The sequence below is a fragment of the Psychrobacillus sp. L3 genome (assembly GCF_042945595.1).
Classification (GTDB): Bacteria; Bacillota; Bacilli; order Bacillales_A; family Planococcaceae; genus Psychrobacillus.
On the sequence record NZ_CP168493.1, the window covers coordinates 710,493 to 730,616 of the forward strand.

Sequence of the window (20,124 nt, forward strand, 5' to 3'; positions counted from 1 at the left end):
AACAACTTCATTTTCATGAATAAAAAGCGTTTAAAATCACTTTTTCGACTTTTGCTAACAATTTCGAATACCATTATGATGGTTGTAATCAAAGAAAAGGAGGTGAAACGGTGAACACAGTTTCATTAATCGGACGAATGACAAAAGCTCCACAACTCAAATATTTAACGGAGGGAAGATTACAAACCAGTTTTGTAATCGCCGTAAGTAAAGGATACAAAACGGATGAAGCGGACTTTGTGCTATGCACGATTTGGGGAAAGCTCGCAGAAACAACTGTAAAGTATTGTGGGAAAGGCTCACTTGTCGGGATTACAGGTAGGCTAAATACGAGGTCATATGAGAAAGGAGAGGGAACGCGAGTATTCGTAACAGAAGTAGTTGTGGAGGACATCCGATTTTTAGTTACAAAGAAACGAGACGACCATGAAGACAATCAAGAACAGAAGAAAGTAGAAGCAGACTTCGAATTTCCAACATCACAATCAAATCAACTTCCAGTATAAATACTTAGCAGACCGCAATAAAACCGCTGATTTACAAGAGAAAAAACCTGACCGAAGAAGCGCGGTCAGGTTTTTAAATAGTAAAAACTTAGCAATATATGCATATTCGAGAGCACCTATCGACCAACTTAAATCGACAATGTCAATAAATCCTTCAAATCGGCATCGGACATTTCAGTAATCCATTGACTGGAGTGTATTAATTCTTCAGACAACGCTTGTTTTTCGATGAGCAGCTTATCTATTTTTTCTTCAATTGTACCAATCGTTATAAATTTATGCACATGCACAAAGTTGGTTTGCCCGATTCGATAAGCGCGATCCGTTGCTTGATTTTCAACGGCAGGATTCCACCAACGATCGGCGTGCAACACATGACTTGCTGCTGTTAAATTTAACCCTGTTCCACCAGCTTTCAATGATAAAAGAAAGACAGGAAACTCCTTTGCTTGAAAGGCTTCGACTAAATGATCGCGCTGGTTCTTCGGCATACTGCCGGTTAGAAACGGAGCATCGATTTCATATAACTCTGTTAAACAATGCTGCAACAAGTGACCCATCCCAATATATTGTGTAAAGATGAGACATTGCTCGCCTCGCGCTGCAATTTCTCCAGCAAGTGTAACAATACGGGCAAGTTTCTCGGAACGCTCCATCATATCATCTGCATCATCAAATGGTTCCTTCAAGTAGAGAGCAGGGTGATTACAAAGCTGTTTTAACTTACTAAGCATTTTCAAAATTAGCCCTTTTTTCTCAAATCCTGATAGTGTGTCGAGTTTACTAACTGTTTCTTGGATAAGCGATTCATACAAGGCAGCTTGCTCGGTTGTTAAGGCACAGTATTCTCGTTGCTCCAACTTTTCAGGAAGGTTAAGAAGTAATTCTGGATCTTGTTTCGTTCTTCTTAACAAGAAAGGCTGAATTTTCACACGTAGTTTATGTTTGGTAGTATCAGAATCATCTCGTTCAATCGGTACAATATAATTTTCTTGAAACTTGCGAAATGATCCTAAATATCCTTTATGGATAAAATCAAAAATGGACCATAATTCAGATAATCTATTTTCAACTGGTGTACCAGTCAACGCGATATGATGGGCGCCTGTTAATTTGCGGATGGCGCGTGACTGTTTCGTATGCATATTTTTAATATTTTGTGCTTCATCCAATGTGATACTGGACCAAACAATCGCTTGCAGAGATTCAATATCTTGCATCGCAGTGCCAAAAGTAGTAATGACAATGTCGGCAGTTTGATCGATTTCTTTCGTACGAGCAGTCCCATAATGCGTTTGAACATTTAAAGAGGGAGCAAATTTTGCCAACTCTTTTTGCCAGTTTCCAAGTACGGAAGTGGGACAAATGATCAAAGAAGGAGCGGGTTGCTCTTGTTTCTCATGTACATGCAATAAATAGGAAATCAATTGGATCGTTTTTCCAAGTCCCATATCATCAGCTAAGCAAGCACCAAACTGTTCATTTCGCATGAATACGAGCCATTCGAGTCCAAGTTGTTGATATGGTCGAAGTGAAGTCAATAAATTCGGAGAAACTTGGACTTCTGGGAATCCTTTTTTCTCTGATAACTGCTCCATCAGCGATTGCAGTGATTTCTGTAACTCAAATTGAAATAAAGGATCTTCATTTGACTGATCGTCATCGTCTAAAACAAGTGCAATTTCTTCGGGAATTTCTCGGAATAAAAGCTCTTTTACCGTCCAATTTTCATCTTCTGATTTCTTCATTAATTCCCGAATTTCGTGCAACCATGCAGCATCTATACGGAACCATTCATTTCCAGCTTGAATATAGGAACGGTTTTCATTGACAAGTTGTTGGAAATCTTCCGAAGAAATCTCTTGACCATTCAATGAAAAACTCCAGTCAAACTTCAAGATTTCATTGAGACCTGCAGCGGTTTTATACGTATTCGCAGTTTTGGCAATCGTTTTGACGCGCATCTTCGTTTCTTTTACAGCCTTTAACCAAGTAGGAAGAACAATTTCGAATCCAAGTGCTTGTAGTTTCACAAGGTCATCTCGAAGAAAGATTCGAACCTCTTCATCCGACAATGTAGCGGAAAAGAAAGTTTCGGTATTTAGTTGATCAATCGAAGAAATGAGCGAGAATATTTTCGTTTGCGTTTCCTTAATATAAGCACTAAATTCAACCCATTTGTCCGGCAATGCATCCTTAATTGGTGAAGTTTTTTTCCGAAAAGCGGGGGTCCAGTAAACACTGCTTTTCTTCCCGCGAACAACCGTTTCTAATAGCCAAGTATCGTCAAGTGCTTCTGGTTCAGAAAGTCTTAAGCCGACCAATAAATTCGGATGAGTGGCTTGAGACTTAATAGGCCATCCACCTTGTTCGAAAAAAGGAACAAGTGAAGGAACATCTTCCATCGTTAATCCTGCTTGATAGAGCTTTTGTTTGACAGCATTCGCTAAAAGAACTTTCCCATTTTCATTAATAGACGCAGTTGTTTCAATAGTATCCCCATCCAATTTTAACTGGCTCCATAAATCTGGAGTCAACCAAATGCTTGCTGCTTGTCTAAATGTTTGAAGCCAACTTTCAGAATCCGTGTTTGCTCCTTTGAATAAAATAAAAGGATGTGATTTGCCAGAGAATAACTCCATTATTTCGACAGGAGTGGCAATTAGTGCATTTTCTTCGATTTGTGCGAGCAAACCGAAGAAACTTTCTCGATGATTAATATACAAGGAAGGCACCCATTGTTCGGCAGGTGTTCCTATGCATATTAGGCGAAAATTTCCGCTTTCCGTAACGTTCACATTTAATGGTAGTTCTTTATTAATAGACAAAGGTTGAGTCATAATGGCAAGTTTCCTTTCTCTATTTCTTGTTGTAATGCACGCAGACGGCGATATTTTTCACGAATCGTCTCCACATATTCATTCCAAAAATCCGTATCATTCGTTTTTTTGGCTACTTGTTTCATTTTCTTCCAAATGCGAATAGCTTGCTTGTAACTATAACGATTTTTTTCCAAAATGAAGCGCATGGCGTAGTGGTGGTAAAGTGGCAATAATACTTCTGGAGCTTCTTCTTTGACAATAGAAAGGCCACATGCTTCTGCGTATTCTATTGAAGAATTTGCTGATTGATGCAGCGCCATCCAGTCATGGTAACGTTTTTCTTTTAGGAGTAAATTGGAATAAGATTGAATACCATACAATCCAAATGACTGGTATAAATTTTCGAGTTCATTCGTTTTCAATTGAATCGAATCAAATAGTATTTCCAATCTGCGAATAAGCATTACTCTGGATGGATTTAGAACTATCTCATTTAAATAAGAAGGAACATGTGGTAATAATTTTCGAGCGAGCTCTTTTGCCAAGTCCTTGTTGGACGCTTGAAGAGCCTTTTCACACACTTCAACCCATTCTAAAAGTTGTTCTGATTCCATAAGGTCAGCGGCTTTTAATAAATCATCTATTCTAGACAACATAATATAAAAATAGGGAAGCACCATATTTAAAGGAATATCGTCTTCTGTTTTTTCAAGCGTTTGTAAATAAGCAACCTCTTTTTCACGTGTTGCTTTATCCACCACAAGCGCATCCCAAAAAGACAAATATACATGCTTCCGATAGCTGATGAAAGATTCCAGTTCAAAATAGAAGTGGCGAACGCGTTTCATCATTTCTTCATAAAACGTATCTGCAGCAAATAATCGTGGTTTCGACGCCAGTTGTGCCAAGGTATCATCTAATTCTTCCACATATTCTTTCAGAAAATAAAGTACCCGATTGCGCATATTCGATTCCGCAAATGGTTCCAAATAGGGCCAAACTTTCATTAAAACGACAAGATCTACATACACATCAAAAATAGGTTGCCATTCCCGTTCAAATGGCCGCGACTTTCGAATTTGTTTTTTTAAATCTTGGACCGCAAATTCTAAAAGATAAAAACTATTCGGCGGATAGTTGGAAATGAATTTTCGGAAAAAGTTATCAACGAGGATATCCCAACTCCTCGGGCTACGCTCATCTCTCAACAACGTCAACTGAGCCTGGTCAGCAGTAGACCGCCAATCGGAAATCCAAGTAGATAGCGAATCATTTTGCTGATACAAATAAAAAATGGACGCAACAATATGACGACATGGCTTGTGCATCGGACAAGGACAGCTATAAGAATCCGTCAAAATATGATAAGTAATTTCTATATTACTGACATCTCTTACACTAAAATCAACCCGATGCTCTTGCGGATAATAATTTGTAATCGACACAACACCATTACGCACAAAAAATGCGGAACGACGAACAAGCTCCTCATCCTCCAATATTGCAGGATGGAACTTTTTCTGTATCGTTTGCATCGACAGATCTATATACTTTTTATAATGTGCTGCTAATTTTTGGTAAGAAGTAAGGGTCAAACGAATCTCTCCTATGAAAAAAGGCTTTCCTTCCATTATACGTATAACTCAGCATTATTAAAAGGCATAACCCATAAAAACATTGGAGCGGCCGCCAGATACGAGAGTGCCGCCGTCCGAAAAACAACAAAAAAAATAGCCTATGCCATAGAACTTCTGCAAAACTATCTGGCAGAAACACTAACATAAGCTTTACTTATCATTTATTTTCAGCAACAACCTTTTTGCCTCTTTTACATCAAGGGAATTTAAATGAACTATAAAGTATCGGAATTCCTTTAAATCGTAAAGGTCCGACCTAAGCTCATTTTGAAGCGCTGTAATATACCGGCTTTTATTTTCTCTTGCTTCAAGACCAGGGTTACTACTCTTTTGACGCGTATCTTCAAGCATATCCAAAAACTTGTCCCTTGGAATTGCATACACACTTCTTAGTTTTGGCAATAATTGTATTGGAATCTCCAGGTTACCTAATTCATATTTGGACAAGGCTGAGTGATCAATCCCAAGTCGATCCGCGGCTTCGATCTGTGTAATATCTAATTGCTCTCGATATTCACGAATATGTTCATTAAAAGGCATGTGACTACCTCCTTTATCAATGAAACAAGAATATCGAATTAATAATGGAGAACTATTAATATCGCCATATTTGCGATTTTTAAATAACTTGTCATATTTTGATGTATACAAATAATATACATCCTATTACAGTGGTGTTAATATTAGGGATTAATATAAAAGGAAGGGAAGTGGAAGAGGTAGATAAAATACAGTTTTATATACCTTCATTATTAGATTTTCTAGATCATCATAAAAGTATGTGGATAGAAGAAATAAGAATAGTTGGCGTTAAAACAAGAAATGTTAAGTATTTTATTGGTCATTCCAATCAACAGATGACATGTATCGAAAAAATAGTAGCAGAAGATTTTACTATTTACGACCTAGAGCTTGATTTCCAAAAGAAAACGCTCTCATTTTATTTAGATAGTGCTGTCATGCCTTCCCGCTCTATCATTCTGCAAAAAGTATTTCAAACTTTTTTAGTGCGATATAGCGCTAGAAAAGTCGGTTTTTTCTTGTATGCAACTGGAAGAAACAGACCCCAAACAGCAAAGGTATTAACATAATATAAAATTCTAAAGCGAATGCATATTGTGTTCGCTTTTCCTATATTTGCACTACACGAAAATCTTAAAATATGATAAACTAACAATAATCAGAAAATTCCGAAACAGGAGGGATATTATGTTACTTGTACAGTTAATGAAACCATTTTATATAAAACAAGAGGATGAGCGGATAAAATTAGTTTTTGCGTATCAATATTTTTCTATAAAAAAAGACGATGAATTATTTCACTTTATTCCAGTTGAAGGAAAAGAAATTATTGTAAATGCAAAAACCATGCAAGTCGAGAACTTATCGGAAGTGTTCGTATTCCAAAAAGGAAATCGTTTTTTACGTTTACCACTTTATCAATTATTACTAGTTTCTGATATTCATACACACTTACTTTCTATCATTGAATCAACCGATGAAAAGGACTCTACCTCATTTCCAATTGAAGGCGCGGAAGAGATGATTCAGCAGTTAGAAAAAGAAAATTTTGATCGAATGATAGACTATGCATTGATCCAAAGAAATGAAGCGCTATTCCAAGAACTACAAGCGTATAAAGAAATATAACGGAGGCTGTCAATATTGAACATATTTTATTATTAAAAAACACCTAACGAAAAATACATTTCGATAGGTGTTTTTATGTGTGCAAAAAATTAAAAGGATGTAAAAAAATAGAGAAATAAAACAAATCCACTAGAGCCAAGTACTCCAAACAAAATGTCCTCCCAATTTAATTTTATAAATTTGTCGATTTTCATGTTCTTTGCTCTCCATTCTTGTAAATTTCCCGGGAAATAGCACGATTTTTGCATAAGTCGAGAAACAATAAAAAAAGTTTCAAATAGTTTACCCAAAAACAACAAATCTATTCAACTAAGGCAAAATCTAATCCGTTCAATAATATGTTACAGATGCATTGTTACAGGTGCCAGGCACCTGTAACATATTTGTGATATATCTCCATATGCTTCAGAAAATGGGGAGAAGGTCGATATAACTGAAAAGGTTGAATGGGGATGATAAAATGCTGGAGATGTGGAGCTCTACGGGGATGTCCATTATTCGAAATATGAATGCTCAGTGGGCGATCGCAAATAAGTCCATGGAGCGAATCTCTTCTGGTTATCGTATCAATCGTGCTGCAGACGATCCTGCAGGTCTAGCAATATCGGAGAAAATGCGTGCGCAAATTAGAGGCTTAGGACAAGCTGCGAGAAATATTCAAGACGGTATCTCCCTCGTACAAACTGCGGAAGGTGCTTTAAATGAAACACATTCCATTTTACAGCGTATGCGTGAACTTAGTGTAGAAGCAGCAAATGATACATTAACAGACAATGATCGTAAACAACTCGCAATTGAATTTGATGAACTGAAAAAAGAGATTACTAGAATCTCAACAGATACAGAATTTAATACAAAAACGTTACTAGACGGTTCGCAAAACTCCTTAAAGATACAAGCAGGGGCAAACGCCGGACAGCAAATCGAGCTAACGTTTGGAAATATGGGTGCAGAAGCAATTGGTATCAAGGATATATCAATTTCTACAAGAGATGCTGCAGATCAGGCAATTGGAGACCTAGATAAGGCAATAAATAAAGTATCAAGTGAACGATCACGAATGGGTGCATATACGAACCGTCTTGAACATGCCTACAACAATGCAGTTAATATGGAAGAAAATTTAACTGCTGCGGAATCACGTATTCGAGACGTAGACATCGCAAAAGAAATGATGGCTTTAACAAAAGCTAATATTTTGATGCAAGCGGGTCAATACGTCTTAAGCCTGCATATGCAACAAGCACAATCCATTCTGCAATTATTAAAATAACTAGCTTGATTCCTAAACTAGCACTTTCATGTCTATACTTCTTAAACAATCGTGAAAAGCTGACACCACGATTGTTTTTATTTTTGTACAACTCTATTCCATTTATGTTTGATCTCCATCTGCTCATATGTTACAAGTATGTTACTGGTGCCAGGCACCAGTAACATACTTGTAATAAAAGGGGGGAGTGTTCGTTGCAAAAAGTCGGCAGGATGAGGGATTTTCTAGTATTATAGGTTTATATGCTATAAAAGGGGGAAATGGAATGAAGAGGATTTCCGGTTTAGCTATTATTATGATGATTTTGAGTATTTTAGCTGTTCCTTTTTCTGTACTCGGGGCTCCGTTAGATGAAGTGAAGAAAATTGTAAGTGAGGATTATAAAGGTGAAATTCCTTCGAACTTGCAAAAACTAACTACGATTGATGCGATTATTGGACAGTTGGATCCTTATTCTACTTATTTTACGAAAGATGAATTTGAAGCGTATACAAGCTCTATCAATAATACGACAACTGGAATTGGCGTTGTGATTGAAGAGCATAAAATGGGTATTCAGATTGTCAATACGTTTGAAGGTGGAGCAGCGATTGAAGCTGGCGTGATACCAGGAGATATTATTATCGAAGTAGACGGTGTTTCTACAGAAAAAATGTCGATTCAGCAAGCATCTTCTCTGATAACGGGTAAAGCAGGTACTGTGGTTCAACTAGTAGTTTGGAATCCTACTACTCAAAAAAAAGAAACATACAAGCTAACACGCAAGAAGTTCCATGTGCCTGTTGTGACAAAGCAACTTCTTTATGGAAATGTCGGTTATATCGGGATTAATTCGTTTTCAGATGATGGGGCAACACTTGTTCAAGAAGCAAAAAATGCGCTTCAAAAGCAAGGAGCAACTTCTTTTATTCTGGATTTAACGAACAACGGTGGTGGTTATGTACATACAGCAGAGGAGATGATTGGTTTATTTCCAAATAGCCCAGATGCCTATTATCTTCAAACGACAGGTCAATCTGGATTGGTGAAATCAGTTCCACATACTTCTCTATTTCCGAAAAATACCAAAATTCTTGTAAATGGCTATAGTGCAAGTGCGTCTGAAATGACAGCCGCAGCGTTACTTGACCAAAAGTCGGCGACACTTTATGGGCAAAAGACATACGGAAAAGGATCGATGCAGACATTTTATAATTTGTCGGATGGATCTTATTTAAAGTTGACGATAGCAAACTTCACCGGACCAAAAGGAACGATTATCCATAAAACAGGAGTCCATCCTAATGTAGTGACGGCAGAAGGCAAGGAGCTTGCCAAAGCCCATTTAGACACAATATTAGAAGCAAATAAAACCTATAAAAAGTTACCGACATTATCCAATGTGCCAACAACCAAAGCATTTACGATTACATTTTCAAATGAGATGGAAGACAATAAACAACAGAAAAATATAGAATTGGTAAAACTCGGAGGAACAAGCAGCGTTCCTATATCAATCAAACAAAAATCACCAAATCAGTTCGTTGTAACGCCAAATGCACTTTTAGAAAAAGGAGCAGCATACTTACTACTCATCCATCCAAAATTTCAACCAAAAAACGGAAATGCGATGAAAAATGGTGCTTATGTGGAAGTAACTGTTCAACCATAGAGGGGGAACAATGGAATGTTTTTTGAATTTCGATTTTGGAAAAATCTTTTCAATCAAAATGATTTAATGGAATCGCTAAATAATGCAACGATGCGCCATTTTGAAAAGCGTGTCTGGCTTGTTACATTTCTAGGTATGTTGCTTTACGCACTTCGAGATATTTGGGGAATGCATACCGAAGGACTTACCACCATTTTTGTGAATGGCTATGGAGACACGTATTCTGTAGCAAGAATTGCTTCCTTATTAGGAGCAATCATTTGGTCAATCCTATTCATGGCGTTTCACTTTTTCGGAATGGCCTTTTTATACCATAAAATCACAGCTGTTGATTTGTCCAAAGCGGCCGTTTTGCAATTGTTTGTAGTAGCTTTATTGTTAATGGAAAAAGCACTTATCTTTTTCATCTTTGCAATCGTCGGCTATACGACTGACTATTCATTACTTTCGTTCGGTCCTTTAGCGGCAACTTATATAGAAAATGAATTCTTTATTTATTTCTTCAATCAATTAACGCTCATAACCGCCTTGATCATTGCGATTCAATTTCAGTTTCTCCGTGCATTTACGAAGATGTCAGCTCGGAATCTATTCATTATATTAATAGCAGTCCAAATCGTTCTCGCATTAATATCGGCAACATTTAGCGTTCTCCCATTGCAAACGTGGTTTGAAGGAGGGCAACTAGCATGAATAAAGGTATTACAATCGGTATTGCAATCGTTGTCTCCACTTTCATTGCAACAAATGCTATTCTTTTATTTTCAAATAATAGTCAACTGAGCCGTAGCTATTATGTCAGTGAATACGATCGTGTACACGAAAATACATACACAAAAAACCTTGAAAAAGAAGCGGTCATAGTTCCTACAATCGAAACTACGGTAACCATCGAAGCAGCTTTAGTCAGTGATTTAACGGTAACGCCTGGAGATAAAGTCCAAGTGGGCGCTGAACTGGCGCAATTAAAAACGGAAACAGCCGACAATCAGCGTTCACTTTGGGAATCCGAGCAAGAAGCGTATACAGAGGAACAAGTTCAGTTGCAACAAATACTTGACTCACTTGAATCTGACCGTGCAGGAGCTAACTCGACATCGTATGGAAACGCATCTACAACTGGAAACACGGCGGATGAAGTAATGGACGTCAATGTCCAAGTGGAGGTCAATGTCTCACCAGAAGGAAACTTCGCACAGGCAATTGCCCAAACGGAACAAAAACTAGCAGAAGTCAATCGCAAACTACAAATCGTCAACACCCAGCTGAGCCAAGAAACAAGCAAACTCGCTTTACTCAGCCCATTAGAAGGAAACGTAGCAAGCATAGAAGAAAAAAACGGACTAAATTTCATCACGATTTATTCGCCTGAAAAATCAGTCCTGACGTTCGCAAATGAAGCAGAGTGGTATGACATTGCAGAAGGGCAAAAAGTAATGAACCACTCGGCGCATGAAAAAGGTATTATAGAAGGAACTATCTTGGCTAAAAAAGATGTACCTACAACTCAATCCGTGTGGCTTAAAGCATACGAACAATATGACAATAAAGCCAAAGCCCCTTTATACGAAGTGCGTATTCAATTAGATGAGTCGCTAGAAACATTGCCATATGCGGCAAACATAAACTCCGTTATCAGTACGAATGAAGCGAAAAATGCGGTACGAGTAAAATCTAACTGGCTACTGAATAGATCCAAGCATACTGCCGAAATATACACATTAACAAAAGATGGCATAATAGAACGCATACCAGTAACTATGCAGTTCGACTTAGAACAATCTACCATCCTATCAGAAGTTTTAGAAAATGAAATGGTCGTACTAAACGCTGAACCAAAAAGAGAAGAATCACGCGCATTCCTGCCATTCCCATTAGACCTTCCAGCGTGGAGCAGCATCAAAGCAATAGGCTGGAAAGACTATATAAGCTACTTAACCTACAAATAAACCAATCAACAGCTTTTGCACACATGCAAAAGCTGTTTTTTAATAGATTGTAAAGTACAAATTTCTAGGTCTAATACGCTATACCGAGAATTTTAAGGTTCTTATGACCCGCGGATAGGTGCTTATAGTTGTGGTTTAGATGCTCCCAAGAAGAAAGTGTTGATGAGTTTTATTACATAATTGCTGAACACCTCTTAACATACTAATTTAACTTCGTTATACTAAAGTGAAGCACACTGAAGTGGTGCCAGTAATCCTGTCGCTAATCTTATTTGTTGTTTAGTCATCCAAAAAACGAAATATATCTTTTAAAAAGGAGGTCCTCAGATGAAACAATGGAAAATTTATATAATGCTCGTCTTCGTCATGTTCGCCTGGGGAGCAAACCTACCGATACTCAAATATTTAGTAACCGTAGTTCCTCCTGTCACCTTAACAGCGTTTCGGGTGCTCACTGCAGGATTGGTAGTACTAGTTATTTTGTGGCAAATGAAACTGCTCCGATTGCCAACTAAACAGGAATGGAAATATATATTACTAGGGGCGCTTACGAATGTAGTGCTTCATCACTATTTTCTAAATATGGGACTTTCTATCACAAGCGGAACTCATGGTGGACTAATCTTAGGAACTGGACCTATGCTAACGGCAATTTCAGCGGCTATTATTTTGAAATATTTCCCGTCGCGATATCAATGGCTTGGACTTGTATTAGGTCTTGCGGGAGTAAGTGTTTCTATATTAGTGGGGGGTGGCGAATCAAACGGAGCGAACATTGGAGACCTCTTCGTATTCCTAGCAATATTAGCGCAAGTGCTAAGCTATATGGTCGTAAGTAAAGCAGCGAAAACACTCGACCCAAGACTTCTAACCGCATATATGATGCTAGTCGGTGCAGTAGTTTTGATCGTCATCAGCTTTGTGCAAGAGCCAGGAGGAGTAACTGCATTTACACAAACAACGCCATTTTTCTGGTGGTTATTCTTAGCATCCGCTGTCATTTCTACAGCTATCGGGCATTTGATATATAACTACGCTGTGGGCAAAGCAGGTCCAACAAAATCGGCTATCTTCATGAACCTAAACCCGGTATTTTCGCTCATTCTCTCCGCGATCTTTCTTGGAGAAATTCTGAACTTCCGTCATGTCATCGGACTTATCTTCATAATAGCCGGCGTCCTACTCGGATCCGGAGCAGCCGAAGACCTGTGGAAAAAACACAAACAAAAAAGGGCGACTCCCTAAAGGTCGCCTTTTTCTATATAAAAATAGAGCATAACCAGAGTAGAAAGTTAAATAAACTCAAAATGCATCTATAAATTGGATGGACACGACAAACCACATCCTGAAAGTTACCAATACCCTAGCAAACGTGACAAACTAAAACGCAATAAAAAACTTTTTTAAAAAAGTTCACCCCCGACCCCCATAAACCAGAACCATCAAAACGAATAATATAGTGTCCGAGAAAAAGTAGGACAAAATCTAATTCGAGGTGATTTGATGAAATGGAAAAAAACAGGAGCGGCATTACTTGTGACTACTTTAACGGTAACAAGTGCGGGGTATGCATTCGCAAACAATCAGTTATTTGATACGGTAGATTTGAGTAAATTAAATCAACAACCGGCAAAAAATACTGTAGTTACTACAGTTTCAGAGAAGCCAGTTACTCCTTCAACAACTAATGAAGTGAAGACGACCAATCAAACAAACAATCCACAAGAAAATGGGCTGCCTGAGATTCCAGCAGATTACCCATACGACAATTTAAAGGGCTTATACAAAGCATATGAAAATGTACAAAATCCAAAAGCAAAAGAAAAAATTAAACTAAAGATCCAATATCTAATTGCAAAGTACGAAGCGGCAAAAGAATACAAGAATGATGACGCCAAAGAACTAGCAAAAAAACAAGAAAAATTAAAAAAAGAAGCACTTAAAGAACAAGAAGAACTAAAAAAAGATGCACTTAAAGAACAAGAAGAACAGAAAAAAGAAGCACTTAAAGAACAAGAAGAACTAAAAAAAGAAGCTCTTAAAAAGCAGCAAGAAGCAATCAAAAAACAGCAAGAAGAGAAGAAAGAAGCAACTAAAAACCAGCATGAAGTTAAAAAAGAAGTGCATAAAGAACAAAAAGAAAAAGATAAAGAATTACGAAAAGCGCAACATGAGCTACGTAAGGAACTGAAAGAAAAGGAAAAAGAAACACGCAAAGCTGAAAAACATAAGAACAAGCATAACGAAAAGAACAAGCACGAAAACGATAATGAAGATAATGACGAAGATTAATCATGTTTCAATATAACCTCTTTTCATTCTCCAATCAGCCAGGTACAATTAAAGGCTAAGGAAAAAATGAGAACGGGAGGGTATGTATGCTTTTGTCCATTATTCAAGGAATTCTCAAAACAAAACAAAACACAAAACAAAAAACAAAACAAAAACAAATAACGACAGAACTTGCTCAAAAGGCAAAAGCTGGTAATCAGGAGGTTTTAAATGACCTCCTATTTGCCTTTACCCCATTTATGAAAAAAACAGCTTCATTTGTTTGTAAAAGACCCATCGATCAACATGATGAGGAGTTTAGTGTGGCCATGAACGGATTTCACGAAGCTATAATGAGTTTTAATCCAAAAGAAACAGCTTCCTTGCAAACTTATGCACATTTAATAATAAAGAGACGCATCATTGACTTTATTCGAAAAGAATCCGCACGAAAAGAAAAGGTTTTACTCATACATACGTTGAAAGAAGATGCTTCAACTGAGCATCAACAATTATTCGACGAGCAAGCAATTAATATTTATACCATAGAACAACAAGCAGAAGCCAGAAGAGAAGAGATAATTCGCTACACCCATTTAATGCGGAAGTTTGGTTTATCTTTTGAAGAGCTAACAAAAGCAGCACCAAAGCATGCGGATGCTAGAAGAACAGCTTTTCAAACTGCACAAATTATTGCAGAAACAGAAGAATTCTATGATTACTTAATAAATAATAAACGTCTCCCATTGAAAGAAATCGAAGAAATCGTCGAGGTATCTCGCAAAACACTTGAACGGCAAAGAAAATATATAATTGCCGTTGTCTTATTATTAAAAAGTGATTTCGTTTATATAAAAGAATATGTCAAAGGAGAAATCGTATGATGCGCGTATATAAAGGCATTGTTTGCGAAAAGAAAATTAAATATAGCGTTTTCATTACGAAAGAAGGCGAATTTCTCCGAGGAACTCCTTTAGGAACGAATCCCGAAATAGGAGAAGAAGCGCACTTTCACTTATTTGAGACTACGACCCAACGTAGAAAGTGGTTCAAACCCTCCATATTAGGACCAGTTCTTGTAGCAGCAATGCTTTTCATTTTTGTCGTCGTATCATTCATACCTAATCCAGAAAAAGCTTTAGCCTTTGTTCAACTAAACGGAAGAAGCGCAGTAGAGTTAGGGGTAAATAAAAACGGCCTAGTAGTGACCCTCCGTACTTTAACTGAAACTCCAATTGAGTTTGAAGATTGGGAAGGACACCCATTTGACTTCGTGCTTGAAAAAGCGATAAAGCAAATGAGCCCAGTTTCCAAACAACTAGCGATAACGACTGTATACGAAAGTAAAAAACATTCAGTCGATATGAGAGAAATGATTGAAAATGCAGTTGAAGAAATTAATAACGAGCATAAGGAAAAAGTTCTCCTAATAAAAGAAAGTACCGTGGAAGAACGAAACGAAGCCAACAAACAAAACACCTCCATTCAAAAGCTCAAACACAAAGAACATCAAATAAATACCGAAAGAATAAAACTCGACACCTATATAAAAAACACAACTAATAATAATCCAAAAGACAATAACAAGGATAACTACACACCATCCAAAGAAAAGAACGAAAATAGAAATGAAACTAATGAAAAAACAAAAGAACAAGAACAACAATTAAAAGAACAAGCAAAAATGAAAGAACAACTAGAAAAACAAAAAGAGAAACAAACAAAAGAACAAGAAAAACAACAAGAAAATCTAATCAAAGCTAAAGAAAAAGCAGAGAAAGAAAAGGAAAAAGAAAGAGAGAAAGAGAGAGAAAAAGTAGAAAAAGAACAAAAGAACGAACAAAAGAAACAAGAAGAGAAACAAAAAGAGAAGGAAAAACAAAAAGAGAAAGAAAAAGAGAAGGAAGAAAAACATCAAGATCAGGACGATCAAGGCGAAGATGACTAAATAAAATAAACCCAACTACCAAAGAGCAACTTTCAAAAGTTCGCTCTTTTTTTGTTACAGAATTATTGCTGGTGCCAGGCACCCGTAATAATTCTGTAATAATAGCATCGAGGCATTTATTTAGCACTAGTTTTCTATAAAACAACAATAAATAAAAATACAGTTGACTTTATAAATATACAATTATATAATAATTTTTAACTTAGCAACGAGGTGAAGGAAATGAAAGTGGGTATTATTGGTGCGACAGGATATGGTGGTCTTGAGCTAATAAGATTGCTACATAATCATCCGGAGATCGAAAATGTTGACCTATTCACCTCTTCGGATGAAGGAAACACCTTTTCTAATAAATATACACATTTATTGAATATCCATGACGAACCTCTTCTTAAAATTGAACAAGAAAAATTTGCAGATTACGATGTAATTTTCACAAGTACACCTTCTGGAATTTCAAGCGAGTTGCTCCCAGCTTTAATAGGAATCGGCCCGAAGCTCATCGATTTATCCGGTGACTTCCGTCTCAAAGACCCAGCTCAATATGAACTTTGGTACAAAAAAACACCGGCTCCCGCACAAGTAGTTGAAAAAAGCGTCTACGGTTTAACAGAATGGAATACGGAAGCGATCAAAAATGCAGACATAGTTGCAAACCCCGGATGTTATCCAACTGCAGTCCTACTCTCGCTACTACCGCTGATCAAAGAAAACTTAATCGACGCAACTCAGCTCATTATCGATGCAAAAAGCGGAATTTCAGGTGCAGGAAACAAACCAACACAAATGACGCATTTCAGCGAAACGAATGAAAATACAGCCATTTACAAATTACATCAACACCAACATATACCGGAAATCGAGCAAGCGATAGAAACCTTTGCAAACCAAGCAACACCGATTACGTTCACGACACATCTTGTGCCGATGACAAGAGGGATTCTCACAACGAGCTATGCCCCAGTTAACGAAGGCATAAGTGAAAAAGATCTAACAGATGCGCTACAAGAAACATACGCAAATCAACCATTTGTAAGGATCATCAAACAAACCGACAAATTCGGAACGAACCAAGTATACGGATCAAACTATTGCGACATTCATGTCAAAGTAGATTCGCGCACAAGCCGCGCAACCATTGTCTCTGTCATTGACAATCTAGTCAAAGGGGCAGCGGGCCAGGCTATTCAGAACATGAATGTCCAATTCAATCTAAAACAAACAACAGGTCTCACGCTCGTCCCTTTATACATATAAACCTAGGAGGAATAAAACATGTCGATAACCGCTATGACGATGAAACAAATGTCATATAAAAATATCGCTTCACCAAAAGGTTTCAAAGCAACCGGTATTCACTGTGGAATAAAACATAAAAAAAAGGACTTAGCACTACTAGTCAGTGAAGTACCGGCGAGCGTAGCAGGTGTTTTCACAACAAATGCCATTAAAGCTGCGCCACTTCTAGTCACAAAAGACGTCGTGTACCAGACTGGAAAAATGCAAGCAATCATTATCAATTCTGGAAATGCCAATGCATGCACAGGTAAGCAAGGAATGGCAGATGCGTACACAATGCAGAAACTAACCGCGGAAAAACTAGGAATTGACCGCAATCTAGTAGGCGTTGCTTCAACTGGTGTCATTGGAGAAATCATGAACATGGAACCACTAACAAAAGGTATCCAACAATTAGACCCTATTGGCGAACTTGAAGGTGCCATTGGATTCTCTCAAGCCATCATGACGACAGATACAGTAACGAAAAACACATCCCACCAAACGATAATCGATGGAAAAGAGGTCATCATCGCTGGAACTGCAAAAGGCTCTGGAATGATCGAACCGAATATGGCGACGATGCTTGGATTTATTACAACAGACGCCAACATCGAATCAAACCATCTGCAAACTGCCCTAAAATCCATCACCGACATAACGTTCAACTCAATTACTGTTGACGGGGACACATCCACCAACGATATGGTGATCGTTATGGCAAACGGCTTGGCGGAAAATAAAACACTGACACCTGACCACCCAGACTGGGGAAATTTCATCCAAACACTCCACGCAGTCGCACAAGATCTTGCTAAAATGATTGCAAAAGACGGGGAAGGTGCAACAAAACTAATTGAAGTGGAAGTAAAAGGAGCTATTTCAGATGCGGAAGCTCGCAAAATCGCCAAAACAGTCGTCGGCTCACCACTTGTGAAAACAGCGGTGTTTGGCAATGACGCAAACTGGGGACGAATCATTGCAGCGGTCGGCTATAGTGGTGCAACCCTTGACCCGAACGCCATCACGATTCATATTGGCGTAACAAAAGTTGTAGAAAGTGCCGAACCAGTACCTTTCTCAGAGGAAGATTTACTTGTCTACTTAAAACAACCAGAAGTTAAAATCTTTGTAGATATTCATCAAGGCAACGGCCAAGGAACTGCATGGGGGTGCGATTTGACATATGATTACGTCCAAATCAACGCAACCTATCGCTCCTAAACGCATTGTCATCAAGCTCGGCGGCAGCATGCTCGAACGTCTGAATGAAAACTTCTTCAATAATTTCAAAAGACTTCAAGCTGCTGGCCATGAACTCATCATCGTCCACGGTGGAGGACCTGCAATTAATGAAGCGCTAGCCAAAAACAACATAACGTCGACCACGATAAACGGCATCCGCGTCACATCCGCAGAAGCAATCGGCATCGTCCTGTCGACACTCATCGGCCAAGTCAATCCCGCGCTAGTTCACCAGCTGAATAAAGTTGGCATTAAAGCAATCGGCTTAAATGGCTACGACGGCAATTTATTAGAATGCACTTTATTGCATAAAGAAACATACGGCTTCGTCGGTGAAATAAAAAAAGTGAATAGCTCAATACTTGAAACACTACTCGCGACCGGCATTACGCCAGTCATCTCTAGTATCAGTTGCACCGAAGAAGGCACGCCACTAAACATCAACGCTGACACCGTAGCAAGTAAAATTGCTCTAGCAATCAATGCAGAAAGTCTACAATTTGTAACCGACACCCATGGCATCCAAATTGAAGGGGAAGTGCAACAAGTTATTACTCCTTCAGCAATATCAAATTGGATCATATCAGGTGATATCTACGGAGGGATGATTCCGAAAGTAAATGCCGCACTAGATTGCTTAGCAGCCGGTATTCCATCTGTTCAAATTGTTGGAGAGAATTTAGAAGGAACGACCATTACACAGTAGGAGGTATTCGTGTGAGCACTTTATTCCCAAATTACGCACGCCGTCCAGTCCACTTAGTAGAAGGAAAAGGCACAATCGTAATAGATAACGATGGAAAAAAATATCTTGACTTCACCAGCGGAATCGCCGTACTCAGCCTTGGCCATGCACATCCAGCAATCGTCGAAGCAATCCAGCGCCAAAGTGAAAAACTTTGGCATACATCAAATCTTTTCGAAAGCCCAGAACAAGAAAAACTTGCTTCATCACTAATAAGAGACACACATTTTGCCCACGCATTTTTCTGCAATAGCGGAGCGGAAGCGAATGAAGCAGCCATCAAGCTCGCACGCAAACATACCGGGAAACACGTCATTATTACATTCGAAAACTCATTTCACGGACGCACATTCGGAGCCATGTCCGCAACGGGCCAAGAAAAAGTACGCAAAGGATTCGGCCCGCTTCTCGAAACCTTCCGAACCATTCCTTTCAATAATATCGAGCAACTAGAAGCATCGATCGACGCAAGTATTGCGGCAATCATGCTCGAAGTCATACAAGGGGAGGGGGGAGTCAACCAAATAACACCAGAATACGCACAAGTGATTTCCGGGATTTGTAAGTCAAAAGGAATCCTATTAATCGTCGACGAAGTACAAACAGGCATCGGGCGCACCGGAACACGTTACGCATATGAGCAAACCGTCCTTCAACCAGACATCATAACGCTCGCAAAAGGACTCGGCGGCGGCTTTCCTATCGGCGCAATGCTTGGCACAAGTGAGCTGCATGACACATTTGGCCCAGGAACACACGGCACAACATTCGGCGGAAACCCACTAGCAGTAGCCGTCGCACAAACCGTTTTGGACAATATATTCACTAACGAATTTTTATCTACAGTCAATGAAAAATCATCCTACTTTATGGATAAACTAAAAAAAGCACTACCAGCATACAAAATCGTAGGATCCGGCTTGTTACTTGGCATCGTCTGTCCAAACGAAGTAGCGCCATACATAGCCCAAGCTGAAAAAGCTGGCCTACTACTAGTCGCTGCAGGACCAAACGTCATCCGACTCCTGCCGCCACTAACCGCCACAACCCGGGAAATCGACCAAACCATCAACATTATTACAAATATATTACTGGTGCCTTCTATATAATGTTACAGGTGCCAGGCACCCGTAACATTATATAGAAGAA

The 20,124-nt window shown here is 38.6% G+C and carries 18 protein-coding genes; 15 read left to right on the forward strand and 3 right to left on the reverse strand.

What is annotated here, in order from left to right:
* The first annotated feature begins 110 nt into the window (after positions 1–110).
* A complete protein-coding gene (locus tag ACEPXD_RS03515; RefSeq protein ID WP_391119998.1) occupies positions 111–506 on the forward strand; it encodes a single-stranded DNA-binding protein in 396 nt (131 codons plus the stop codon).
* A 128-nt stretch (positions 507–634) separates the two neighbouring features.
* Here the strand turns inward: ACEPXD_RS03515 and ACEPXD_RS03520 are convergent, their stop codons facing one another.
* The 3 genes from ACEPXD_RS03520 to ACEPXD_RS03530 form a co-directional block, all read right to left on the reverse strand.
* A complete protein-coding gene (locus tag ACEPXD_RS03520) occupies positions 635–3,346 on the reverse strand; it encodes a DEAD/DEAH box helicase (protein ID WP_391120000.1) in 2,712 nt (903 codons plus the stop codon).
* Positions 3,343–4,923 (reverse strand): hypothetical protein, encoded by a 1,581-nt coding sequence (locus tag ACEPXD_RS03525; protein ID WP_391120002.1) that lies wholly within the window; start codon positions 4,921–4,923, stop codon positions 3,343–3,345. The genes ACEPXD_RS03520 and ACEPXD_RS03525 overlap by 4 nt, the downstream gene beginning before the upstream one ends.
* Before the next feature lie 192 nt (positions 4,924–5,115).
* A complete protein-coding gene (locus ACEPXD_RS03530; RefSeq protein ID WP_391120003.1) occupies positions 5,116–5,505 on the reverse strand; it encodes a helix-turn-helix domain-containing protein in 390 nt (129 codons plus the stop codon).
* Between the two features lie 101 nt (positions 5,506–5,606).
* Here ACEPXD_RS03530 and ACEPXD_RS03535 point away from each other — a divergent pair, with 101 nt between their 5' ends.
* From ACEPXD_RS03535 to ACEPXD_RS03600, 14 genes are all read left to right on the forward strand, one after another.
* Positions 5,607–6,056, forward strand: coding sequence for a hypothetical protein (locus ACEPXD_RS03535; RefSeq protein WP_391120005.1), 450 nt, complete (start codon positions 5,607–5,609; stop codon positions 6,054–6,056).
* A 118-nt stretch (positions 6,057–6,174) separates the two neighbouring features.
* Positions 6,175–6,615 (forward strand): transcriptional regulator, encoded by a 441-nt coding sequence (locus ACEPXD_RS03540; protein ID WP_391120007.1) that lies wholly within the window; start codon positions 6,175–6,177, stop codon positions 6,613–6,615.
* A 460-nt stretch (positions 6,616–7,075) separates the two neighbouring features.
* Complete coding sequence (locus ACEPXD_RS03545; protein WP_391122982.1) at positions 7,076–7,888, forward strand: flagellin; 813 nt, start codon at positions 7,076–7,078, stop codon at positions 7,886–7,888.
* A gap of 265 nt (positions 7,889–8,153) precedes the next feature.
* Positions 8,154–9,539 (forward strand): S41 family peptidase, encoded by a 1,386-nt coding sequence (locus ACEPXD_RS03550; protein WP_391120009.1) that lies wholly within the window; start codon positions 8,154–8,156, stop codon positions 9,537–9,539.
* Between the two features lie 15 nt (positions 9,540–9,554).
* Positions 9,555–10,232 (forward strand): hypothetical protein, encoded by a 678-nt coding sequence (locus ACEPXD_RS03555; RefSeq protein WP_391120011.1) that lies wholly within the window; start codon positions 9,555–9,557, stop codon positions 10,230–10,232.
* Positions 10,229–11,488 (forward strand): efflux RND transporter periplasmic adaptor subunit, encoded by a 1,260-nt coding sequence (locus tag ACEPXD_RS03560; RefSeq protein WP_391120012.1) that lies wholly within the window; start codon positions 10,229–10,231, stop codon positions 11,486–11,488. The genes ACEPXD_RS03555 and ACEPXD_RS03560 overlap by 4 nt, the downstream gene beginning before the upstream one ends.
* A 327-nt stretch (positions 11,489–11,815) precedes the next feature.
* Positions 11,816–12,733: a DMT family transporter gene (locus ACEPXD_RS03565; RefSeq protein WP_391120014.1), complete on the forward strand. Its 918-nt coding sequence runs from the start codon at positions 11,816–11,818 to the stop codon at positions 12,731–12,733.
* A gap of 258 nt (positions 12,734–12,991) precedes the next feature.
* A complete protein-coding gene (locus tag ACEPXD_RS03570) occupies positions 12,992–13,780 on the forward strand; it encodes a hypothetical protein (protein ID WP_391120016.1) in 789 nt (262 codons plus the stop codon).
* 86 nt (positions 13,781–13,866) lie between these two features.
* Positions 13,867–14,643, forward strand: coding sequence for an RNA polymerase sigma-I factor (sigI, locus tag ACEPXD_RS03575; protein ID WP_391120018.1), 777 nt, complete (start codon positions 13,867–13,869; stop codon positions 14,641–14,643).
* A complete protein-coding gene (locus ACEPXD_RS03580; protein ID WP_391120020.1) occupies positions 14,640–15,707 on the forward strand; it encodes a hypothetical protein in 1,068 nt (355 codons plus the stop codon). Before sigI ends, ACEPXD_RS03580 begins: the two co-directional genes overlap by 4 nt.
* Before the next feature lie 222 nt (positions 15,708–15,929).
* Positions 15,930–16,964: an N-acetyl-gamma-glutamyl-phosphate reductase gene (gene argC / locus ACEPXD_RS03585; RefSeq protein ID WP_391120021.1), complete on the forward strand. Its 1,035-nt coding sequence runs from the start codon at positions 15,930–15,932 to the stop codon at positions 16,962–16,964.
* An 18-nt stretch (positions 16,965–16,982) separates the two neighbouring features.
* Positions 16,983–18,209, forward strand: coding sequence for a bifunctional glutamate N-acetyltransferase/amino-acid acetyltransferase ArgJ (gene argJ / locus ACEPXD_RS03590; RefSeq protein WP_391120022.1), 1,227 nt, complete (start codon positions 16,983–16,985; stop codon positions 18,207–18,209).
* Entirely contained in the window at positions 18,172–18,936 is a 765-nt protein-coding gene (gene argB, locus ACEPXD_RS03595) for an acetylglutamate kinase (protein ID WP_391120024.1), read from the forward strand. The genes argJ and argB overlap by 38 nt, the downstream gene beginning before the upstream one ends.
* Before the next feature lie 11 nt (positions 18,937–18,947).
* Positions 18,948–20,084: an acetylornithine transaminase gene (locus tag ACEPXD_RS03600; RefSeq protein WP_391120026.1), complete on the forward strand. Its 1,137-nt coding sequence runs from the start codon at positions 18,948–18,950 to the stop codon at positions 20,082–20,084.
* Positions 20,085–20,124 lie beyond the last annotated feature (40 nt).